The sequence below is a fragment of the Pseudomonas sp. GW823-FHT02C05 genome (genome assembly GCF_058797595.1).
This window is the reverse complement of the sequence record NZ_JBXAJU010000002.1, coordinates 740,333-760,071: the sequence shown is the minus strand read 5'-3', so window position 1 is coordinate 760,071 and position 19,739 is coordinate 740,333. Positions and strand designations below refer to the sequence as shown.

Here is a 19,739-nt window from a genome sequence, read left to right as displayed (position 1 = left end):
GTTTAGGAACCTAAATGAGCATTCCGAGCCTGTTTTTAACGCAGTCTGATCGAAGCGCAGGTAGTTTTCGTACAGAGCCCACGATCGCTCTGCGGTTCGCAAACGGATGCACCGGGCCATTCGCCCCGGCAGACTTTTGGCAACCTGCCGTGAATCCGCTTGAAACCATTTGCCCCCTGTCACCGCCCGGCTCCTGCCCGGCGTGCCGATATTTTTACCAGTGCGCAACTGTCTGCTTGCTGAACCTGAAGCCAATCCCGCCATCGATGCTGTCCCCCCTCCTGCCCGAGCGCTTGCCAAGCCGGGGAAAAACCTGAAGCATTCGCAGCCCGCGCCCCTGGCGCCCCCCCACGGAAGGAGCCGTGCCTTGAAAACACTGCTGTTGCTGCTCTCCCTCATCCTGCTGATGGTGCTCAACCTCGGTTACTACACCGAGCTTGAAGAGGCTGAAACCCATACCCGCTGGTTTATCAAGACATCCCCGACCCTGCGCCTGGAATTCTTCAACATCCACGCCAATGACGGCGACTACCGGCGCGTGGAAAAGCTCACCGATGAACAGCGCCAGATGATCATCGACTATTGCAAATACCGCCTGGGCATCGACACCCAGGTCACCACCCAGGCCGATGTGGAGCGTTGCGCCAAACTCTAGGGCCGCCCTGCCCCCCCCTCTCTCCCAGCCTCCGACCAGGGCTACGACCGCGCTAAACAGCCCTGATGCGGCGCTCATTGACCCCTGGGTACCGGAGCACCTGCGCCCGACACCGCTCCCAAAGTGCTATGGTGGCCGGCTGCCCTGCGTGCCAGGGCTCACTGGAGGAGCAATACGCTGAGCGCGTGGTCGCCACCTTGAGGAGGTCACTGAAGAGATATGTGTAACGCAAAAGATATCTATACCGCGGGTTGGGTCCTGGTGGTCATGGCCGGGCTGGTGTCCCTGGCGATCCAGGTCTACCTGGGCTATTTCAGGCTTGATGACATGGTCAAGCACCTGTCGCGCTGCCGGGTCATTGCCATCCGCATGCCGCTCCTGGGCAAGGACCCCCTTAGCCGTTTCTTCATGCTGCTGTGCATCGGCGCACTGTTCGCCATGCCCCACCTGTTCCTGCGCAACGGCGGCCTGAACGTGAAGGACTACAGGAAATTCCCCCTGGGCCTGAAGTGGCTGATCAATCTGTTCCAGTTCGCGGCCCTGGTGGCCGTCATTGCCTTCCTGGTGCTGTGGTGGGTCAGCCGCCACCTCTGACGGCAGGCATGGACCATACGGGGCGCCGCCAACGGCGCCCCACGCTTGCCCCCCCCGCCTCAGCCAGCCGACCGTTGCTGGCAAAAATCCTCACGGGTCATTGCAAAGAAGCGGCAGGGCAAGCCTTCGAAATCGGCATTGTGGGTGAAGCGAAAACCGACCTTGCGTGCCACCGCCAACGACGCCTCGTTGTCGACATGGGCATCGGCGACTATGCGCTGCACCGCCGGGTCGGCAAACGCATGCTCGACGATCCGCCGCGCGGCCTCGCTGGCAAAACCCCGCCCCCAGGCCCGCCGCACCAGGCGCCAGCCCATTTCCAGCTCGGGCCCCACAGCATCGAAGGGAATGAAGGAAACCCAGCCCAGCAACTCATCCGGCGCGTCCTTGGCGAAGATCGCCCAATACCCACAGCGCGGGCCGAAATCCTGGGTCATGCGCCCCTGTAAAAAGTCCCTGTGCCACTGCCCGCCATCCCAGGTCCCGGGGATGAAGCGCGTGACTTCGGGATCCTGATCCATACCCAGGCACGCCTGGAAGTGCTCAAGGGTACGGGGGCGCAGCAACAGGCGGGCGGTTTCGAAATGCAGGTTCATCCGTGAGCTTCCTGAAAGGGGGCGCTCATGAAACCGCAACGCCGGAAAAAAAAGAACCCTCCGGTTCAGCAACAGGCCACGGCCCCTTGGTAGCGGTCCTGAGGAGGGGCCGGCTATCGCGCATACAACGACGCATACACTTTTCGACATGATTGTTCAGATAGTTCTGATTGAATGATATTAATTCGCAGATGAGAATCCATTCCAAATAAAACGGAGGCTCTATCTGAAATGTCCAGTCCTGCCCGCCCACACCCATGGAAGTTGTGGTCCACATCCCTCGGTTTGATGGCCCTTAGCGAAGCCAGCCTCGGCGCCACCGAGCAATCCACCGAACGCCCATCCGACCCGGCATCCGTCACCCTCGGCACCACCCACGTCAAGGGCGAACACAAGCCGGGATACAAGCGCGAAACATCGGATTCGGTGAAGTTCACCGCACCGCTGCGCGAAACCCCGAAGTCGGTGACCATCATCACCGAATCCCTGATGCAGGAGCGTGCGGTGTCGACCCTGGCCGATGCCCTGCGCACCACGCCGGGAATCACCTTCGGCGCGGGCGAAGGCGGCACGCCGCTGGGCGACCGGCCCTTCATCCGTGGTTTCGAAGCCAGCACCGACATCATGATCGACGGCATTCGCGATGTCGGGCGCATGACCCACGAAGCCTTCAACGTCGAGCAGATCGAGATCGTCAAGGGCCCGGGCTCGGCCTACGCGGGGCGCGGTTCCACCGGCGGCACCATCAACCTGGTCAGCAAAGTGCCGCAGCAGGAAACCTTCGCCGCCGGCAGCCTGACCCTGGGCACCGATCAACTGCGCCGCACCACCGTCGACCTCAACCAGTACCTGCCCGAACAGAACATGGCGCTGCGCCTGAACGCCATGAAACATGAAGCCGATACCCCCGGGCGCGACGATGTGGAAGTCACCCGCTGGGGCCTGGCGCCGAGCTTTTCCTTCGGCCTGAACACCGATACCCGCGGCACCCTCAGCTACTACCACATGCAGAGCGACGACATTCCCGACCAAGGTGTTCCGGTATCGGCCATCAGCGGCAAGCCGGTCAAGGTTGACCGGGACAATTTCTACGGCTTCAGCAAACGCGACTTCCGCAAGACCTCGGCCGACCTGTTCACCCTGCAACTGGAGCACGACTTCAATGACCACCTGACCCTGCGCAACACCACACGCCAGGGGCGCAGCATGCAGGACTACATCATGAGCCGGCCGATTGCGACACCGGCCCAGGAGCGCAACAACCTCGCACAACGCACCGCTCGCCCACGTAACGTGGTCAATACCTCGCTGATCAACCAGACCGATATTTTCGGCAAGTTCGACACCGGCTCCATCGGCCACAGCTACAGCGCCGGCCTGGAATTCTCCCGGGAACGGATCGACGAGAAAAACCGCTATGGCAGCGCGGGCAGCGCCGACCTCGGTGACCTGAACCACCCCAACCCCAAGGATCCCTTCACCCCGGTGCCACGCGGCGATGGCCAGCATCGCGTTACCAAGCACAACAACCGCGCCCTGTACGTGATGGACACCCTGGCCCTGCATGAACAGTGGGACCTGAACCTGGGGGCACGCTTCGACAACTACCACGTGCGAGATGGTGTGCAGAGCAACCGCAGCAACCTCTGGACCTACCAGAGCGGCATCGTCTTCAAGCCGCTGCCGTACGGCAGCATCTACCTGTCCTACGGCACTTCGTTCAACCCATCGGGGGAAACCGCCGGGCAATCCGGGGGGGCCGACGGCGCCGCGGGCGGGCGGTTGAGCAACCTGGATCCGGAAAAGAGCCGCAGCATCGAGCTGGGCACCAAGTGGGACCTGCTGAACGAACGCCTGTCCCTGACCGCGGCCCTGTTCAAGACCGAGAAGACCAACGCCCGGACCTACGACCCGATCAGCAACGAGGTCACGCTGGACGGCGACGTCGAGGTGAAGGGGTTTGAAGTGGGAGCCACCGGCCATCTCACCGAACAGTGGGAAGTGATGGCGGGCTACACCTACCTGGATGCCAAGACGGTCAAGTATGCGTCCGGAAAAAACACCAACTTCGATGGCAACCAGGCCAAGTTCATCGCCCCCAACAGCGGCTCGGTCTGGACCACCTACGCCCTCACCGACCGCTGGAAGGTCGGCGGCGGCGCCAACTATGTGGACAAGCGCTATACCAACGATGAAAACACCCGCAGCCTCGATTCCTACTGGCGCTACGACGCCATGCTCGCCTACCGGGTGAACAAGAACCTGGACCTGCAACTCAACGTGCTCAACCTCACCGATGAGACTTACTACGACGCCTCCCACGTGGGGATGTTCGCCACCGTCGCGCCGGGGCGCTCCGCCGAGCTGGCGGCCAACGTACGCTTCTGATGCCGTAAAGCCGGCTCCTGCACTCATCCGCAGGAGCCGTCTGCCGGTGAACAGGTCTCAGAGCAACCCGCGAATATCCTCCAGCAGCCCTCGGGGAATCTGCACCCCGTGCTCCAGGCTGCGGGCCCGGGCCGCAAAACGCCGCTGTGACGGCAGCCGTGCGCCCTGCCGGGCAATCGCCGCGAACAACCCTTCCGCCCGTTCCAGCCCCTGCGCATAGCCCTCCCCCAAAAACACCCTGGGATCGAACGCCAGCACCAGTTCCCCATGGCAGGGCGTAGCCCCCACGCCTCCATCGAAGGCCATGGACTCGGCACTGGTCAGGTCGCCGATCAGGGCACCGGCCAGCAACTCGATCATCGCCGCCAGGGCCGAACCCTTGTGCCCGCCGAACGTCTGCATGGCGCCCTGCAACGCCGCCTTGGCATCAGTGGTGGGCTGGCCATCGGCGTCGATGGCCCAGTGCTCGGGAATCGGCTTGCCCTGGCGTGCATGCAGTTCGATATCCCCTCGGGCAATGGCACTGGTGGCGAAGTCAAAGACAAAAGGCTGGCCCCCCGGGCGCGGCCAGGCAAAGGCCAGGGGGTTGGTGCCGAACACCGGATGACGCCCGCCCGCCGGGGCCACCCAGCTATGGCTGGGGTTCATCGCCATCCCCACCAGGCCGTAGTCGGCAATCGCCTCGACCTCCGGCCACAGCGCGGAAAAGTGGAAGCAGCGCTTGATCACCATGGCGGCGATCCCCTGGCTGCGGGCCTTTTCCGCAAGGATCGGCAAACCGGTATGAAAACCCAGCAGGGAGTAGCCGTAATGGGCATCCACCTCCAGCACCCCGGGAGAAACATGCCGCAGGCTGGGTTCGGCCCGGGGGTCTATCCGGCCCTCGCGCACCGAACGTACGCAGCCCAGCAGACGATACACCCCATGGGAGTGGCACTCGTCACGCTGGCCCTGGGTGATGACTTCGGCGATCGCCCGGGCATGGGCGTCGGACAGGCCGTGGCGAGTGAGGACCTGATAGGACAGGGCACAGACTTCATCCAGTGACAGGGTGATGTATTCAGACATGCAGGAACCTCTATGGCAGGTGGGGAACGCTCCTGTGGGAGAGTTTGCGGATAGGTAAGGCAAGAAGGATGAGCAGGCGCGCCGGCACTCCCGAGGAGAGCAGGCGCGCCTCGGGTCAGCCCGGGCCCTGGCCGTCGAGCAGCTGCGGCACCTGCAATGGATTGGCGCTGTGCAGTTCAGCCGGCAACAGCGACTCGGGCAGGTCCTGGTAGGACACCGGGCGCAGGAAGCGCTGGATCGCCAGGCTGCCCACGGAAGTGCTGCGGCTGTCGGAAGTGGCCGGGAACGGCCCGCCATGGACCATGGCATGGGCCACTTCGACACCGGTGCCGAAACCGTTGGCCAGCAGGCGCCCGGCCTTGCTCTCCAGCAGCGGCAGCAGCGCCCGCACCTGCGGCTGATCGCCCTCGCCCAGGTGAATGGCAATGGTCAGCTGGCCCTCCAGGCTGCGCAGTACCTGTTGCAGGACAGTCAAGTCGGCGCAGCGGACAATCAGCGAGGCCGGGCCAAAGATCTCCCCGCGTAACTCGGGGCACGCCATGAACGCCGCGGCCGAGGTGGCGAACAATGCCCCGCGCGCCTGCTGGCCCTGCCCTTCCGGGCCCTGGGCCAGGAGCTGCACCCGGGCATGCGCCGCGAGGCTGGCCACGCCTTGGCAGTAGCTGCGGTAAATGCCCGGCGTGAGCATGGTCTGCGCCGCCACGTGGCCGAGGGCCTCGGCGGCGGCCCGCTCAAAACGCTGCAACGCCGGCCCATCGACGGCCAGGATCAACCCCGGGTTGGTGCAGAACTGCCCGGCGCCCTGGGTCAGCGAGGCGACAAACGCCGGGGCGATCTGCTCGCCGCGCTCCTCGAGGGCATGGGGCAACAGCAGCACCGGATTGATCGAACTCATCTCCGCATACACCGGGATCGGCTCGGCGCGCGCCGCGGCGATCTGCATCAGGGCCATCCCGCCGCTGCGCGAGCCGGTGAAACCCACGGCCTTGATCCGCGAGTCCGCCACCAGCCCCTGGCCGATATCCCGGCCACTGTCGAACAACAGTGAAAACACCCCTTCGGGCATTCCCTGCTGCCGTGCCGCCCGGGCGATGGCCTGGGCCACCAGTTCCGAGGTGCCGGGGTGGGCCGAGTGCGCCTTGACGATCACCGGGCAGCCCGCCGCCAGGGCCGATGCGGTATCGCCGCCAGCCACGGAAAAGGCCAAAGGAAAGTTCGACGCACCGAATACCACCACCGGCCCCAGACCCATCTGCCGCAAGCGCAGGTCGACCCTGGGCAAAGGCTGGCGCCCGGGCTGCGCCGGGTCGATCCGCACCCCGAGAAACCCGCCCTTGCGCACCACCGCGGCAAACAGCCGCAACTGGCCAACGGTGCGCCCGCGCTCGCCTTCCAGGCGGGCACGGGGCAGGCCGGTTTCCAGCAGGCAACGCTCGATCAGTTCATCCCCCAGCTCAAGAATCTGGCTGGCGATACTCTCCAGAAACGCCGCCCGCCGCTCCAGCGGCAACAGCCGATAAGGCTCGAACGCCGCCTGGGCCAGGGCACAGGCACGCTCCAGGTCGGCCGGTGCGGCCCCGCCAAAAGCCGGTTGCAGCACCTGGCCGGTGGCCGCGTTCAGCCCATGGATATGCCCGTGGGTGCCTAAGCCGGCTTGCTGGCCGATCAGCATCTGTCCAGTAACAGTCATGGTTTGCCTCGTCTGCTTGAAAGTGGGCACCCTCATTCCACCTCATCGCCGTCCAGCACCAGCTTGGCGCCGGGCACGCCGGTGTTGGCGCCCCAGTAGTAGATACACAGAGCCATGAGGGTGACGGTCAGGGTGTCGAAGGGGTGAGCCAGGGCGCCGATGCCGCCGAAGCTGCCCAGGTAGGAAATGACGATGGTCAGGGCATAGAACGCGATCAGCCACAGGGACGAACGCACCTGTTCGCCAAGGCTCAAGTGATCGGTGGGCACCAGGCGCTTGCACAACAGGTAGATCACGAACATCAGGATCTGCAGCCCCAGCAGCCAGGACACCGTGCCCCAGCCCGACCAGTAGACGATCAGCGCCGCGATCACGAAGGACACCGGCCCCAGCAGGGCAAAACCACGCACGCGGAACGGCCGCGCCAACTCCGGCGCGCTCTTGCGCAAGGCCGCGACACTGATGGGCGCCACTGCATAGCTCAGTACCAGGGCCGCCGAGACCACATTGATCAGGGCTTCCCAGGAAGGGAACGGCAAGGTCCAGAACACCGACAGGCCGAAGGTCAGCCACAGCGCCGGACGCGGAATGCCGGACTCTTCGTCGATGCGGGTGAAGATCTTGAAAAAGGTCCCGGTACGGGCCCAGCCGTAGACCACCCGCGGCGTGGCGTTCATGTAGATGTTGCCGCAGCCGCTGGGGGAGATCACCGCGTCGGCCACCACCAGGTAGGCCAGCCAGCCGACCCCGAGCGTCAGGGCGATATCGCGGTACGGCAGAGAGAACTCCTTGCTGATGCCGCTCCAGCCGTTGGCCAGCATTTCCGTGGGAATGCTGCCCAGGAAGGCCAGTTGCAGCAGGCCGTAGATCAGGGTCGAGAGCAACACCGAAAGGATCAGGGCAATGGGAATGGTGCGCTGCGGATTGCGCACTTCGCTGGCCACGGAAATGATCGGGGTCAGCCCCAGGTAGGCAAAGATGATGCCCCCCGCCGAGACCGCCATCTCGATCCCCGAGAGACCGAACGGCGCAAAGCCCTGGACATGGAAGTTATCGGGCTTGAAGAAGCTGAACAGCACCCCGATCACCAGCAGCGGCACGATGAACTTGAACAGGCTGATGAAGTTGTTGGATTTGGCGAAGGTCTTGACGCTGTAGTAGTTGAGCCAGAAGAACAGGCACAACAGGGCGAACTGCACCAGCCAGCCGATGATCGTCGGGTTGCTCGAACCCTCGTGGGTCAGCGCCGGGAACCAGGCCGCGGCGTACTGCCGGGCCGCCACCACTTCAATCGCCACCAGGCTGGAAAAGGCGATCAGGGTGATGAACCCCATCAGGTAGCCCAGCAGCGGCCCGTGGGAAAACACCGGATAGCGCACTACCCCGCCGGCCCGGGGCAGGGCTGCCCCCAGCTCACAGTAGACGATGCCCAGCAGCAGTACGGCAAAGCCGCCCAGCAGCCAGGAAAAGATCCCCGCCGGCCCGGCAATCGCCGAAACGTGGCTGGCAGCGAACAGCCAGCCGGAACCGAAAATCGCACCCAGACCGATAAAGGTCAGGTCCACCAGAGAGAGTTGTTTCTTGAATTTGCCTTTGCCTGACATGGGGCTGCGCCTGTTTTGGATTATTGGAATGGGCAGATGGAATGTCACGTCGGCGGGGCCGTCCGACGCTTGCAGCACTGCACCCGGGCTGTGCCTCGTGGCTTCCCGGAGCTGTTGTTCGAAAGCGGGCGCCCTTCACCCTGGGCGCCCGTGAACGCCTTACAAGCCGACGTTGGGCAGGCTCGGGCGCGTGGCCAGGGCCTTGGCGACAATCGCCTTGACCTCGGCCAGCGTCTCGCCCTGCAGCGGCAAGCGCGGCGGCCGGGTAATGGACGAACCACGCCCTACCAGTTCCTCGCAGAGCTTGATGCACTGCACCAGGTCCGGACGGGCATCCAGGTGCAGCAGAGGCATGAACCAGCGGTAAAGGGTGAGGGCTTCCTCGAAGCGCTTTTCCTTGGCCAGGCGGAACAGCGTCTCGCCCTCCTTGGGGAAGGCCACGGACATCCCGGAGACCCAGCCCTCGGCGCCCACCGCAACGCTTTCCACCACCACGTCATCGAGCCCGGCGAACAGCACGAAGCGGTCGCCGACGGCATTGCGCAGGTCGATGAAGCGCCGGGTATCGCCGGAGGAATCCTTGAAGCAGACGATGTTCTCGCAGTCCTGCAGGGCGATCAGTACGTCGGGGGTGACGTCGTTCTTGTAGATGGGCGGGTTGTTGTAGACCATCACCGGCAGGTCGGTGCCGGTGGCCACGGCGCGAAAATGCGCGGCGGTCTCATGGGGCTTGGCCGAGTACACCAGGGCGGGCATCACCATCACCCCGTCGGCCCCGGCCCTGGCGGCCTCGCGCACGGTGTTGCGGGCAAACTCGGTGGTGAATTCGGCCACCCCGGCAATCACCGGCACCCGGCCGCCGGCGGCGTCCTTGGCCACTTCGATCACCGCGAGTTTTTCCGCGGTGGTCAACGAGGTGTTCTCCCCCACGGTGCCGCACACCACCAGCCCCGAGACGCCATCGTCCACCAGGCTGCGCATGACCTTGTGGGTGGCTTGCAGGTTCAGGGAAAAATCGGCGTTGAACTGGGTGGTCACTGCGGGGAACACACCGCTCCACTGGATGGCTTTACGGCTCATGGTCTTGTCCTTGTATGAGGTCGGCCGGGCCGACAGGCGTTGGATACGAAATCCAGAGTCGCCTTTTATCCCCGTCGCAGCTTGAGACTTTTCACCCCCGAAGGAGACGAAATCGGCACACTTGCCCGACGCTCGCGGCTCACCGGCGCGTTCCTCGCACACCGCCTCGACAGCCGAACGGACTGTGCCGATTTCGTCATCCACGACAGCGAAAACCCACAAGCGGCAGCGCCCCCGCCAAGGCCACTCTGTAGCTCTTTGCCCTCAGGTGCCCTCATGAAAAAAATAACCGTGATCGACTCCCACACCGGGGGTGAACCCACCCGCCTGGTCATCGACGGCTTTCCCGACCTGGGCCGCGGCTCCATGGCCGAACGCTTGCAGATCCTGGAGCGCGAGCACGACCAGTGGCGCCGGGCCTGCGTCCTCGAACCCAGGGGCAGCGACGTGCTGGTGGGGGCCCTGCTGTGCCAGCCGCAGGCCGGCGACGCCTGTGCCGGAGTGATCTTCTTCAACAACAGCGGCTACCTGGGCATGTGCGGCCACGGCACCATTGGCCTGGTGCGCTCGCTGTATCACCTGGGGCGCATCGACCAGGGCGTGCACCGTATCGAAACCCCGGTGGGCACCGTCGAGGCCACCCTGCACGAGGACCTGTCGGTGAGCGTGCGCAACGTCCCCGCCTACCGCTACCGCACCCAGGTGATGCTGCAACTGCCCGGCCACGGCAAGGTGCACGGCGACATCGCCTGGGGCGGCAACTGGTTCTTCCTGATCAGCGACCACGGCCAGCGCATTGCCCTGGACAATGTCGAAGCCCTGACCCACTACACCTGGGACGTGCGCCAGGCCCTCGAAGCCGCCGGCATCACCGGCGCCGAGGGCGGGGTCATCGACCACATCGAACTGTTCGCCGACGACCCGCAGGCCGACAGCCGCAACTTCGTGCTCTGCCCCGGCAAGGCCTACGACCGTTCGCCCTGCGGCACTGGCACCAGCGCCAAGCTGGCGTGCCTGGCGGCGGACGGCAAGCTCGCCCCGGGCCAGGCCTGGCGCCAGGCCAGTGTCATCGGCAGCCAGTTCAGCGCCCACTATGAGAAGGTCGGCGAGCAACTGATTCCGATCCTTCGCGGCAATGCCCACATCAGCGCCGAAGCCACTCTGCTGCTGGACGACAGCGATCCGTTCGCCTGGGGCATCGGCTCGTGACGCCGGTGGCCGAGGCCGAGGTGATAGTGGTGGGCGCTGGCATCATCGGTGCCGCCTGCGCCCATGAGCTGGCCCGGCGCGGCCTGCGGGTGCAGGTGCTCGACGATGGTCGTGGCGGTGCCACCGGGGCCGGCATGGGCCATCTGGTGGTGATGGACGACAACCCGGCGGAACTGGCCTTGAGTCACTACTCCCTCGGCCTCTGGCGGCAGCTGCGCGAACGCCTGCCCGAGGCCTGCGCCTACCGGAACTGCGGCACCTTGTGGCTGGCCGCCGACCACCACGAGAGGGACCTGGCGCGAACCAAGCAGCAGGCCCTGGCCGACCACGGCATCAGCGGCGAGCTGCTGGACAGCACCCGGCTGGCGAGCCTGGAACCGATGTTGCGCAAAGGCCTGGCCGGTGCGCTGAAGATCCCCGGCGACGCGATCCTCTACGCCCCGGCCACTGCTCACTGGCTGCTCGGCAACGCTTCGCTGATCAGGCGCCAGGCAGCCCGGGTGCGCAGCGTCGCCGGGGACCAGGTGGAGCTCGCCGACGGTCGCGTGCTGAGGGCACAACGGGTGCTGCTGGCCAACGGCTTCGCTGCCCGGGAACTGTTGCCGGCCCTGCCCCTGCGCCCGAAGAAGGGCCATCTGCTGATCAGCGACCGCTACCCGCACCAGGTCGGCCACCAACTGGTGGAGCTGGGTTACGCCGCCAGCGCCCACGCCAGCCACGGCACCTCGGTGGCGTTCAATGTCCAGCCGCGGCCCACCGGTCAGTTGCTGATCGGCTCGTCCCGACAGTTCGACACCCTCGATCCGGCCATCGAACCCAGCGTACTGGCGCCCATGCTGCGGCGCGCCGTGGACTACCTGCCGGCGCTCGCCGAGCTCAACGGCATCCGCGCCTGGACCGGCTTTCGCGCCGCCACGCCGGATGGCCTGCCAATCCTCGGCGAACACCCGCGGCAACCGGGCCTGTGGCTGGCGGTCGGGCATGAAGGCCTGGGAGTCACCACCGCACCCGGCAGCGCGCGACTGCTGGTGGACCTGATGCTGGGCGAATGCCCGGCGCTCGACCCACGCCCCTATCTGCCCGGGCGCTTCGCCGCCCTGACTGGAGACTTGCCATGATCATCTACCTGGACCAGCAGGCCCTACAGGTGGCCGACGGCCTCAGCGTGGGCGCCGCCGTGGCCGGCAGTGCCGACCCGCGCACCCGCACCTCCTGCGGTGGCCAGCCGCGGACCATGTTCTGCGGCATGGGCATCTGCCAGGAATGCCGGATGACCATCGATGGCCGCCGCCAGCTGGCCTGCCAGACCCTGTGCCGGGACGGCATGCAGGTGGAGCGCAGCCAATGACCGCCCGCCACCTGCAGTGCCAGATCCTCATCGTCGGCAGCGGCCCGGCGGGGCTGGCCGCCGCCCAGGCCGCCAGCCACAGTGCCAGCTCGATCCTGATCGTCGATGACAACCCGCGCCCCGGCGGCCAGATCTGGCGCCACGGCCCCCAGCATCCGCCCAGCGCCGCCCAGACTGAGCACTTCAAGGTGCTGCAGCACCCGGCGGTGCGCTACCTCAGCGCCACCCGCATCATCTCGACCCTGGGCACCCACAGCCTGTTGCTCGAAGATGCCCGGCAGGCCTGGCACGTGGAATTCGAACAACTGATCCTGTGCTGTGGCGCCCAGGAACTGCTGCTGCCCTTCCCCGGCTGGACCCTGCCCGGGGTGACCGGGGCCGGCGGCCTGCAAGCGCTGCTCAAGAACGGCCTGGCGGTGGCAGGAAAGACCCTGGTGATCGCCGGCAGCGGTCCCTTGCTGCTGGCCAGCGCCGCCACCGCGCGCCGCGCCGGCGGCCGGGTGGTGCGGGTGCTGGAACAGGCCCCGGCGGCCTCGCTGCTGGGCTTTGCCGCCCAGTTGTGGCGCTGGCCGAACAAGCTGGCCCAGGCCCTGAGCCTGGCCACCCCGAGCTATCGCTGCAACGCCCACGTGGTCGAGGCACTGGGCGAGCAGCACCTGCAGGCCGTGCGCATCCGCCAGGGCCGGCGCACCCTGGAAATCCCCTGCGACTACCTGGCCTGCGGCTTCGGCCTGGTACCCAATGTGCGCCTGGCCAACCACCTGGGCTGCCGCCTGGAACAGGGCGCCATCGCGGTCGATCAGCAACAGCGCAGCAGCCTGCCCCAGGTCCTGGCCGCCGGCGAGTGCACGGGCATCGGTGGCAGCGAACTGGCGCTGATCGAAGGCCGGATCGCCGGCTGTGTGGCCAGCGGGCAGGCAGACCGGGCCGCCGAACTGATCCAGCAGCGCCGTCACTGGCAGCATTTTGCCGAGCGCCTGCTGCGGCATTTCGAGCTGCAACCGCAGGTCCTGCAACTGGCCCGAGCTGATACTCTGCTGTGCCGGTGCGAGGATGTGCCCTACGCCGCCGTGGCCGCAGCCCCCGACTGGGCCCAGGCCAAGCTGCAGAGCCGCTGCGGCATGGGCGCCTGCCAGGGCCGGGTCTGTGCCAGCGCGGCCCACCGCCTGTTCGGCTGGGCGCCCACCCCGCCACGGGCACCCCTGGTGCCGGCGCGAATCGCCACGCTGCTGCTCGACAGCCAGCAGGCACGCCCCGGCGCCGACAATGCAACCGGCGGCCCCTGAACCCCTTGGCTTTATCGACCCAGATCCATCCCCCAAGCCCCCATAGAGAGAGGCAGACGATGATCGATGGCGCACAGCTGCACCACTTGCCCCGGGCCATCGCCGCCCATGCACCCCGGGACCTCAATGGCCTGCTGGCCAATATGGCGCCGATCACCCCGCTGCTGGACTGCATCCCCAGCGCGGTGTTCTTCATCAAGGACCTGCAGGCCCGCTACCGAGTGGCCAACCTGACCCTGGCCCAGCGCTGCGGTTTCAAGAATGTGCGGCCCCTGCTGGGCAAGACCTCCGCCGAAGTCTTCCCGGCGGTGCTCGGCCCGGTCTACACCGAGCAGGACCAGCGCGTGCTGCGCCAGGGCATCACCATCAAGGGCCAGCTGGAACTGCATCTGTATGGCAGCCGCGAGCCCGGCTGGTGCCTGACCCACAAACTGCCGCTGTACGGGCGTGACGGGCAGATCATCGGCATGGCCGGGATCTCCCTGGACCTGCAGGCCGCCCATGACACCCATCCGGCCTATGAACGCCTGGCAGCGGTGGACCGGCATATCCGCGAGCACTACAGCGAGGCCATCCGCCTGGACGACCTGACCCGCATCGCCAGCCTGTCCACTGCCCAGCTGGAGCGCTACTGCAAGCGCATCTTCCACCTCACGCCACGGCAGATGATCCACAAGGTCCGCCTGGAACACGCTTCGCAGTTGCTGCTCACCGAAGAACCCATCACCGAGGTCGCGCTGCAATGCGGCTACACCGACCACAGTGCCTTCAGCCGCCAGTTCAAGGCCCTGACCGGGCTCAGCCCGCGCCAGTTCCGGCAGAACGCTGCCCGCTAGGGCAGGCTCATTCCTGGCAGAAGGTGCGGTAGTCGAACAGCGGTTCGAAGCCAGCCTTGCGGTAGATCGACAGGCCATCGAGGGAGGCTTCCAGCACGCAGGTCCTGGCCCCCCTGGCCCGGGCGAACGCCAGCACCGCTTGAATCAGCGCCGTGGCATAGCCCTGGCCCTGGCAATCCTGCACGGTGCCGATGTCATCCAGGCGCGCCAGCCCCGGCAGCAGCGAGAGGGTCAGGGCACTCACCGGGCGCTCCTCGACATACAGGGTGAAATGGCTCAGGGCCCGGCCCGCCGACAGCGCCGCCCGATGCCGGGCCAGGTACTGCTCGATCCCCCCCTCGCCGGACTCGAATGCACTCTGCACGGGCTGCGCCCAATCCTCCAGGCGCAGGTCGCTACAGCGCACCTGGGCCTGCGCCGCAAGCGCTTGCCGGGGCTCATGGCGCGTCAGATCGAGCACCATGCAGGTGGTCTTGTCCGCCGCCAGCAGATGCTGCTGGTGCAATTGCCCGCTGACCCGGGGCACCAGCGCCTCGGGCACCACCACACAGAACGGCATGCCCGTGCGCTGCAGGAACGCCACGCCTTCGGCCAACGCCCCCGGCTCGTCGACAGCGCAGACATTCATCATCAACAGGTTCAGGCTGCTGGCTTCGACCCCGGTGCAATAGGCACTCAGGCCACTGCCGAAACGTCGATAGAACTGGGAGATGGAAACGAAGAAATAGTCTTGCGCCTGGTGATACAGGTCGATGACCGAAGCACCGGTACTGGCCGACATAAGCTGCCTCCTTGAGCGTCGTGGCGCCCCATGGGGCACCTGGCCCGGGCCACGTTAAGCCCAGCGCCCCGACAGCTCCAGCACAATCCTGTTTTATTGTGCGAAGGAGTGTTGTGAGGTGTAAGCGGGCACTGGAAAAAAAGCACTTTCGCCAGAGCCCTGCTGTCACACCTTCAGACACCTCCCCATAAGGAACACGGCCATGAAGTTCTCGAAGATCTCGCAAGCGCTATCGATGTGGGCCGGCAGCCCGAAAACCTTTCTCGGCGCGCTGTTGCTGATTCTGATCTGGGGGCTCAGCGGGCCGGTGTTTCACTTCAACGACACCTGGCAGTTGATCATCAATACCTCCACCACCATCATCACCTTCCTCATGGTGTTCCTGATCCAGAACACCCAGAACCGCGACAACGACATTCTGCACTTGAAGATCGACGAGCTGCTGCGGGCCACCAAGGCGGCCCACAACGCCATGCTCAACCTGGACGGGCTGGACCTCAAGCAGCTGGAGCAGATGCGCCGCGAATACCGCGAGATCGGCCAGGGCGGCGATTCCGAGCTGTCCGTCAGCACCTCCAGCCAGCAGGACAAGACCGATCTCAATCAGTGCTGAGATCGGCTCGGCGAAGGCTGGCCCCTGCGCCGATCATCCTAGGGCAGAGGGTTGCCGCCGGTGACCCCGAACACTTCGCCGGTGATGTAGCTCGATTCCTGCGACGCCAATAGCACGTACAGGGGAGCGCATTCCGCCGGCTGCCCCGGACGCTTCATGGGGGTTTGCAGGCCGAACTGCGGGATCTTTTCCCGAGGCTGGCCACCACTGGGTTGCAGTACGGTCCAGATCGGCCCCGGCGCCACGGCGTTGACCCGGATCCCCCGCCCGATCACCTGTTTGGCCAGGGCCTTGGTGAAAGCCACGATCGCCGCCTTGGTGGTGGCGTAATCCAGGAGGCTGGCCGAAGGCTGGTAGGACTGGATCGACGCGGTGTTGATCACCGTGGCGCCAGCCGGCATCAGCGGCAAGGCCGCCTGACAGATCCAGAACAAGGCATACACGTTGGTCTTCAAGGTGGCGTCGAACTGAGCGGTGCTGATGTCGGCGATGTCCTCCTGCGCCACCTGCTTGCCCGCCACGTTGACCAGGATGTCCAGCCCACCCAGTTGCTCATGGGCCCGGCGCACCAGGTCGCGGCAGAAACGTTCGTCGCTGATATCGCCGGGAAGCGCAACGGCCTTGCGCCCGGCGGCCTTGATCAGCTCTATCACCTGGCGGGCGTCGCGCTCCTCCTCGGGCAGGTAGTTGATGGCGACGTCCGCGCCTTCACGGGCATAGGCAATGGCCGCCGCGCGGCCGATACCCGAATCGCCGCCGGTGATCAGGGCCTTGCGCCCCAGCAACCGGCCAAAACCGTGATAGCTGTGCTCGCCGTGGTCGGGACGGGGAATCATGTCCTGGTCGATGCCCGGCGCCGTTTGCGGCTGGTCGGGAAATTCCGGCTGGGGGTACTGGGTCAGGGGATCCTGCATCGCGTACTGATTGGATACGGGTTGAGTCGACATGGTGCTCTCCAACTAAAGGGCAAGGATGGGGCAACGGCGGGGCTCAACCGTCCAGCCGGTCGGACCGGCGCCCGGCCTGCAGGGCCTTGGCCGTCTGCAGGTGGTTTTCCAGCTTGGGCAGGGTCTCTTCGGCAAATGCCTTGAGCTCCGGCACCTCGCTGGTCTGCGCCTGCTGCTGGATCTGCTCGATGGCTTCTTCGGTGGCCTTGACCTGGCTGGCGGCGTAAGCGCGATCGAAGTCCTCGCCCTCGGCTTCAGGTACACGGGGCATCAGGCGCTTGGCCTGGTCCATCACCTGTTCCCGGGGGGCGACCGGCAAGTCCAGCTGCTTGGCGATCTTGGCCAGGTGCTGGTTGGCGGTGGTGCGGTCGTTGATCACCTGGATGGTGTATTCCTTGACCGCCTTGGATGAGGTCTGCTGGTGGGCCAGGCGGCTGGCTTCGATATCGGCCATGCCCTTGGCCGAGGCGTCGTCGATGAAATCCGCGGGGGACTGGGCCAGGGCGCTGGTGGCGCCAAGGCCCAGGAGCAGTGCCAGTCCGGCACCGCGCATGACTGTGGCCATGGGGTTCATGAGGTGGCTCTCCGCTTGCAAATTGATCTGCCGGAAGCCATGGCTCCCGTCTGCATAGGGAAAGGTGGGGGGCGCAAAGGTTTAGAAAAACCCTCGCTTGCACGACGAACGGTGAACCCCGGCACGGCCGGGCCAGGGCTTCATCCGGTGCTTGCCGGCTCAGGCGTTGGAGCGGCTTTTCTGTGCCCGCTTGACCGCGTACATGGCTTCGTCGGCGTGCTTGAAAAGCTGTTTTTCCTCCAGGCCATGCTCGGGATACAGGCCGATGCCGATGCTCGGCAGGATGTTCAACGAGTGGCCGTCCAGGCGCAGCGGCTCGCCCAGCGTCCGCCGGATCTTCTCCGCTACCCGCTGGGCGTCCTCGCTGTGCTGCACGCTCTCCAGCAGGATCACGAACTCGTCGCCGCCGATCCGCGCCACGGTGTCGGTTTCCCGCACGCAGCCCTTGAGCCGGTTGGCCACCGCTTGCAGCAGCATGTCCCCCACCGCGTGCCCGCAGGTGTCGTTGACCTCCTTGAACTTGTCCAGGTCGACATACAGCAGGGCCATGCGCCCCGACTCGCGCCGGGCCCGGGCCAGGGCCGAACGCAGGCGCTCGCGCAGCAGTTCGCGGTTGGGCAGGTGAGTCAATTGATCGTATTCGGCCATGTAGTGCAGGCGTGCATGCAGCTGCTTGCGTTCGATGGCCGCGGCCAGCTGCGCGCTGACGTACTGCAAGAGTTCCTGGTCCTGTTCGCTGTAGCTTTCGGTGCCCGGGGCGCTCTTGACCATCAGCACGCCGATGGTGCCCTTTTGCGAATTCAGCGGCACGCCCAGCCAGCAGCGCGAACCCTGGATAGCCGCGAACTCGCTCCAGAGCACCCGGTTCACCGGGCACTCCGGCGCCAGCAGCAAGGGCTGGCCGCATTGCAGCACCTCGACACAGAAGCGTTCGATCAAGGTGCCCGGCAGTTCCGGGCTGCCTTCGCAGTCATCGACGTGATAGGGAAAACTCAGGCTGGCGCTGCGCTCGTCGTAGAGCGCCAGGGAACAGTTCAGCGCCGGCAGCCATTCGCCGATGATCCGATGCACATGCCGGAACAGCACCAGCAGGTCTTCGGTGGCATGGGCCGCCTCGGAAATCGCGTACAGCGCCGCCTGCCGGGATTCCGCCTGCTTGCGCTCGGTGATGTCGCGGGCCACGGCGATGCGCAACTGGTCCACTTCCGACCAGCGCGCCGACCAGAGAATATGCGCCACCCGCCCGTCCTTGCGCACGTAGCGGTTCTCGAAATTCGGCTTGGGCACCCCGCCCATGATTTCCCGGGCGGCCTGCAAGGTACGTTCACGATCGGCCGGGTGCACCAGCTCGATCATCGGGCGGCCGATCAGCTCGTCGGCGGTGTAGCCGAAGACCCGCTCACAGGCGGCGCTGACGAACACGAAGCGACCCTCGACATCCACGGCGCACACGGCGTCCAGGAGCAGGTCGATGAAACTGGCCAGAGGCGCGGAGTTCTTGGTTGCCATCAGAGAAAGCTACTACCCATGAAAAATGCACTGAGTACCCATCCCTTGAGCCCGGTCGCAGGCCGAAGCCTGCAACTGCACACCGTCGCAACCCGCGCGGCGCGTCACGCCTTGTTGCCGACCAACCCTGGCACTGCGTGCAGCAGGGCATTGATCGCGAAACCGATGAACATCACCCCGCAGACCCGGGTGATCGCCAGCTCGTGGCGCTGGTACCAATTACGTACCTTACGCGCGCCGACGATGCCGATGAGGATAGCGTATGCGCCAAGGCCGCCAAGGAAACTCAGGGCAATCAGCCCCGGCAGCATCGACCAGGTCAACAGCTCCGCGCGGCTGGAGAGCAGCGCGGTGAAGGTTGCCACCGCCACCGGATAAGCCTTGGGATTGGTCAGGCCGAACAGGATCCCGTGCCAGAACGGGTTGCGCGCCGGGCCCTGGGGTTCGTCGCCATCGCGCGGTTTACTGCGGATGGCCCGCAGGCCGAGCCAGAACAGGTACAGGCCGCTGAGCACGCCGAGGATATTGAACGCATCGCTGCCGATCTCCCGGGCCCCGACAATGGCGATCAGCGCCGTGCTGCACCAGACCACGTCGCCCAGCATGTGCCCGCAGAGAAAACCGGCCCCCGCCTGCCGCCCGCGGGCCGCGCCGATGCCGAACACCGCCAGCACTCCGGGCCCAGGGGTGATCGCATAAATGAAACCCGAGGCGATAACGGCCAGCAACAGCGATGAGGTCATCAGCAAGACTCCAGGACGATGCGCCTGACAAAAACGCCAGGCACAGGGGGAATGTGGCGGATTCTGCACGATCAAGGCACCTTGCCACCAGCCGCTTTCGTCAGCTGCCCCTGTGGAACAGTCTCTCAATCGGCGGAGTAAAAGCGCATTCCCGGGTAAGGATGATCACGCCAGGCCAGCAATCGCGAGGCCAGATCGCTGACGGCCAGGCTCAGGTG

The 19,739-nt window shown here is 65.7% G+C and carries 19 protein-coding genes; 9 read left to right on the top strand and 10 right to left on the bottom strand.

What is annotated here, in order from left to right:
* The first annotated feature begins 367 nt into the window (after positions 1–367).
* Positions 368–655 carry a hypothetical protein gene (locus tag AC1RGE_RS14500; protein ID WP_015634499.1) on the top strand — a complete coding sequence of 96 codons (288 nt, stop codon included), beginning with the start codon at positions 368–370 and terminating at the stop codon, positions 653–655.
* A 219-nt stretch (positions 656–874) separates the two neighbouring features.
* Complete coding sequence (locus AC1RGE_RS14495; protein WP_015634498.1) at positions 875–1,249, top strand: hypothetical protein; 375 nt, start codon at positions 875–877, stop codon at positions 1,247–1,249.
* Between the two features lie 59 nt (positions 1,250–1,308).
* On the opposite strand, the gene AC1RGE_RS14490 is transcribed toward AC1RGE_RS14495, so the two are convergent.
* Complete coding sequence (locus AC1RGE_RS14490) at positions 1,309–1,845, bottom strand: GNAT family N-acetyltransferase (RefSeq protein WP_015634497.1); 537 nt, start codon at positions 1,843–1,845, stop codon at positions 1,309–1,311.
* 231 nt (positions 1,846–2,076) lie between these two features.
* Between AC1RGE_RS14490 and AC1RGE_RS14485 the strand changes: the two genes are divergently transcribed.
* Entirely contained in the window at positions 2,077–4,233 is a 2,157-nt protein-coding gene (locus AC1RGE_RS14485) for a TonB-dependent receptor (RefSeq protein ID WP_011059759.1), read from the top strand.
* Positions 4,234–4,290: 57 nt separating this feature from the next.
* Here AC1RGE_RS14485 and AC1RGE_RS14480 read toward each other — a convergent pair whose 3' ends face one another.
* The 4 genes from AC1RGE_RS14480 to AC1RGE_RS14465 all read right to left on the bottom strand — a co-directional run bounded on the left by AC1RGE_RS14480 (position 4,291) and on the right by AC1RGE_RS14465 (position 9,675).
* Positions 4,291–5,301: an Ldh family oxidoreductase gene (locus tag AC1RGE_RS14480; RefSeq protein WP_065364411.1), complete on the bottom strand. Its 1,011-nt coding sequence runs from the start codon at positions 5,299–5,301 to the stop codon at positions 4,291–4,293.
* Positions 5,302–5,416: 115 nt separating this feature from the next.
* Positions 5,417–6,991: an aldehyde dehydrogenase (NADP(+)) gene (locus tag AC1RGE_RS14475; protein WP_492584527.1), complete on the bottom strand. Its 1,575-nt coding sequence runs from the start codon at positions 6,989–6,991 to the stop codon at positions 5,417–5,419.
* A gap of 32 nt (positions 6,992–7,023) precedes the next feature.
* Positions 7,024–8,595, bottom strand: coding sequence for an APC family permease (locus AC1RGE_RS14470; protein WP_011059756.1), 1,572 nt, complete (start codon positions 8,593–8,595; stop codon positions 7,024–7,026).
* A gap of 159 nt (positions 8,596–8,754) precedes the next feature.
* Positions 8,755–9,675 carry a dihydrodipicolinate synthase family protein gene (locus AC1RGE_RS14465; protein ID WP_019094822.1) on the bottom strand — a complete coding sequence of 307 codons (921 nt, stop codon included), beginning with the start codon at positions 9,673–9,675 and terminating at the stop codon, positions 8,755–8,757.
* Positions 9,676–9,951: 276 nt separating this feature from the next.
* Here AC1RGE_RS14465 and AC1RGE_RS14460 point away from each other — a divergent pair, with 276 nt between their 5' ends.
* The 5 genes from AC1RGE_RS14460 to AC1RGE_RS14440 are packed head-to-tail and all read left to right on the top strand — an operon-like array spanning position 9,952 to position 14,354.
* The gene (locus AC1RGE_RS14460) at positions 9,952–10,884 is read left to right on the top strand and encodes a 4-hydroxyproline epimerase (protein WP_401155332.1); all 933 of its coding nucleotides are present in this window, start codon (positions 9,952–9,954) and stop codon (positions 10,882–10,884) included.
* A complete protein-coding gene (locus tag AC1RGE_RS14455) occupies positions 10,881–12,002 on the top strand; it encodes an NAD(P)/FAD-dependent oxidoreductase (RefSeq protein WP_492584525.1) in 1,122 nt (373 codons plus the stop codon). The genes AC1RGE_RS14460 and AC1RGE_RS14455 overlap by 4 nt, the downstream gene beginning before the upstream one ends.
* Positions 11,999–12,232 carry a 2Fe-2S iron-sulfur cluster-binding protein gene (locus AC1RGE_RS14450; protein ID WP_065364417.1) on the top strand — a complete coding sequence of 78 codons (234 nt, stop codon included), beginning with the start codon at positions 11,999–12,001 and terminating at the stop codon, positions 12,230–12,232. The genes AC1RGE_RS14455 and AC1RGE_RS14450 overlap by 4 nt, the downstream gene beginning before the upstream one ends.
* Positions 12,229–13,518, top strand: a complete 1,290-nt coding sequence (locus tag AC1RGE_RS14445; RefSeq protein ID WP_492584523.1) for an FAD-dependent oxidoreductase — start codon at positions 12,229–12,231, stop codon at positions 13,516–13,518. The genes AC1RGE_RS14450 and AC1RGE_RS14445 overlap by 4 nt, the downstream gene beginning before the upstream one ends.
* 59 nt (positions 13,519–13,577) lie before the next feature.
* Positions 13,578–14,354, top strand: a complete 777-nt coding sequence (locus AC1RGE_RS14440; protein WP_011059750.1) for an AraC family transcriptional regulator — start codon at positions 13,578–13,580, stop codon at positions 14,352–14,354.
* A gap of 7 nt (positions 14,355–14,361) precedes the next feature.
* On the opposite strand, the gene AC1RGE_RS14435 is transcribed toward AC1RGE_RS14440, so the two are convergent.
* Entirely contained in the window at positions 14,362–15,135 is a 774-nt protein-coding gene (locus tag AC1RGE_RS14435) for a GNAT family N-acetyltransferase (RefSeq protein ID WP_019096079.1), read from the bottom strand.
* Positions 15,136–15,337: 202 nt separating this feature from the next.
* Between AC1RGE_RS14435 and AC1RGE_RS14430 the strand changes: the two genes are divergently transcribed.
* Positions 15,338–15,748, top strand: coding sequence for a low affinity iron permease family protein (locus AC1RGE_RS14430; RefSeq protein WP_011059748.1), 411 nt, complete (start codon positions 15,338–15,340; stop codon positions 15,746–15,748).
* 38 nt (positions 15,749–15,786) lie between these two features.
* On the opposite strand, the gene AC1RGE_RS14425 is transcribed toward AC1RGE_RS14430, so the two are convergent.
* The 4 genes from AC1RGE_RS14425 to AC1RGE_RS14410 all read right to left on the bottom strand — a co-directional run bounded on the left by AC1RGE_RS14425 (position 15,787) and on the right by AC1RGE_RS14410 (position 19,521).
* Positions 15,787–16,695: an SDR family oxidoreductase gene (locus AC1RGE_RS14425; RefSeq protein ID WP_011059747.1), complete on the bottom strand. Its 909-nt coding sequence runs from the start codon at positions 16,693–16,695 to the stop codon at positions 15,787–15,789.
* 43 nt (positions 16,696–16,738) lie between these two features.
* Complete coding sequence (locus AC1RGE_RS14420) at positions 16,739–17,269, bottom strand: DUF4142 domain-containing protein (protein ID WP_492584521.1); 531 nt, start codon at positions 17,267–17,269, stop codon at positions 16,739–16,741.
* A 159-nt stretch (positions 17,270–17,428) separates the two neighbouring features.
* Complete coding sequence (locus tag AC1RGE_RS14415) at positions 17,429–18,778, bottom strand: sensor domain-containing protein (RefSeq protein ID WP_011059745.1); 1,350 nt, start codon at positions 18,776–18,778, stop codon at positions 17,429–17,431.
* Between the two features lie 104 nt (positions 18,779–18,882).
* Positions 18,883–19,521 carry a LysE family translocator gene (locus AC1RGE_RS14410; RefSeq protein WP_011059744.1) on the bottom strand — a complete coding sequence of 213 codons (639 nt, stop codon included), beginning with the start codon at positions 19,519–19,521 and terminating at the stop codon, positions 18,883–18,885.
* Positions 19,522–19,739 lie beyond the last annotated feature (218 nt).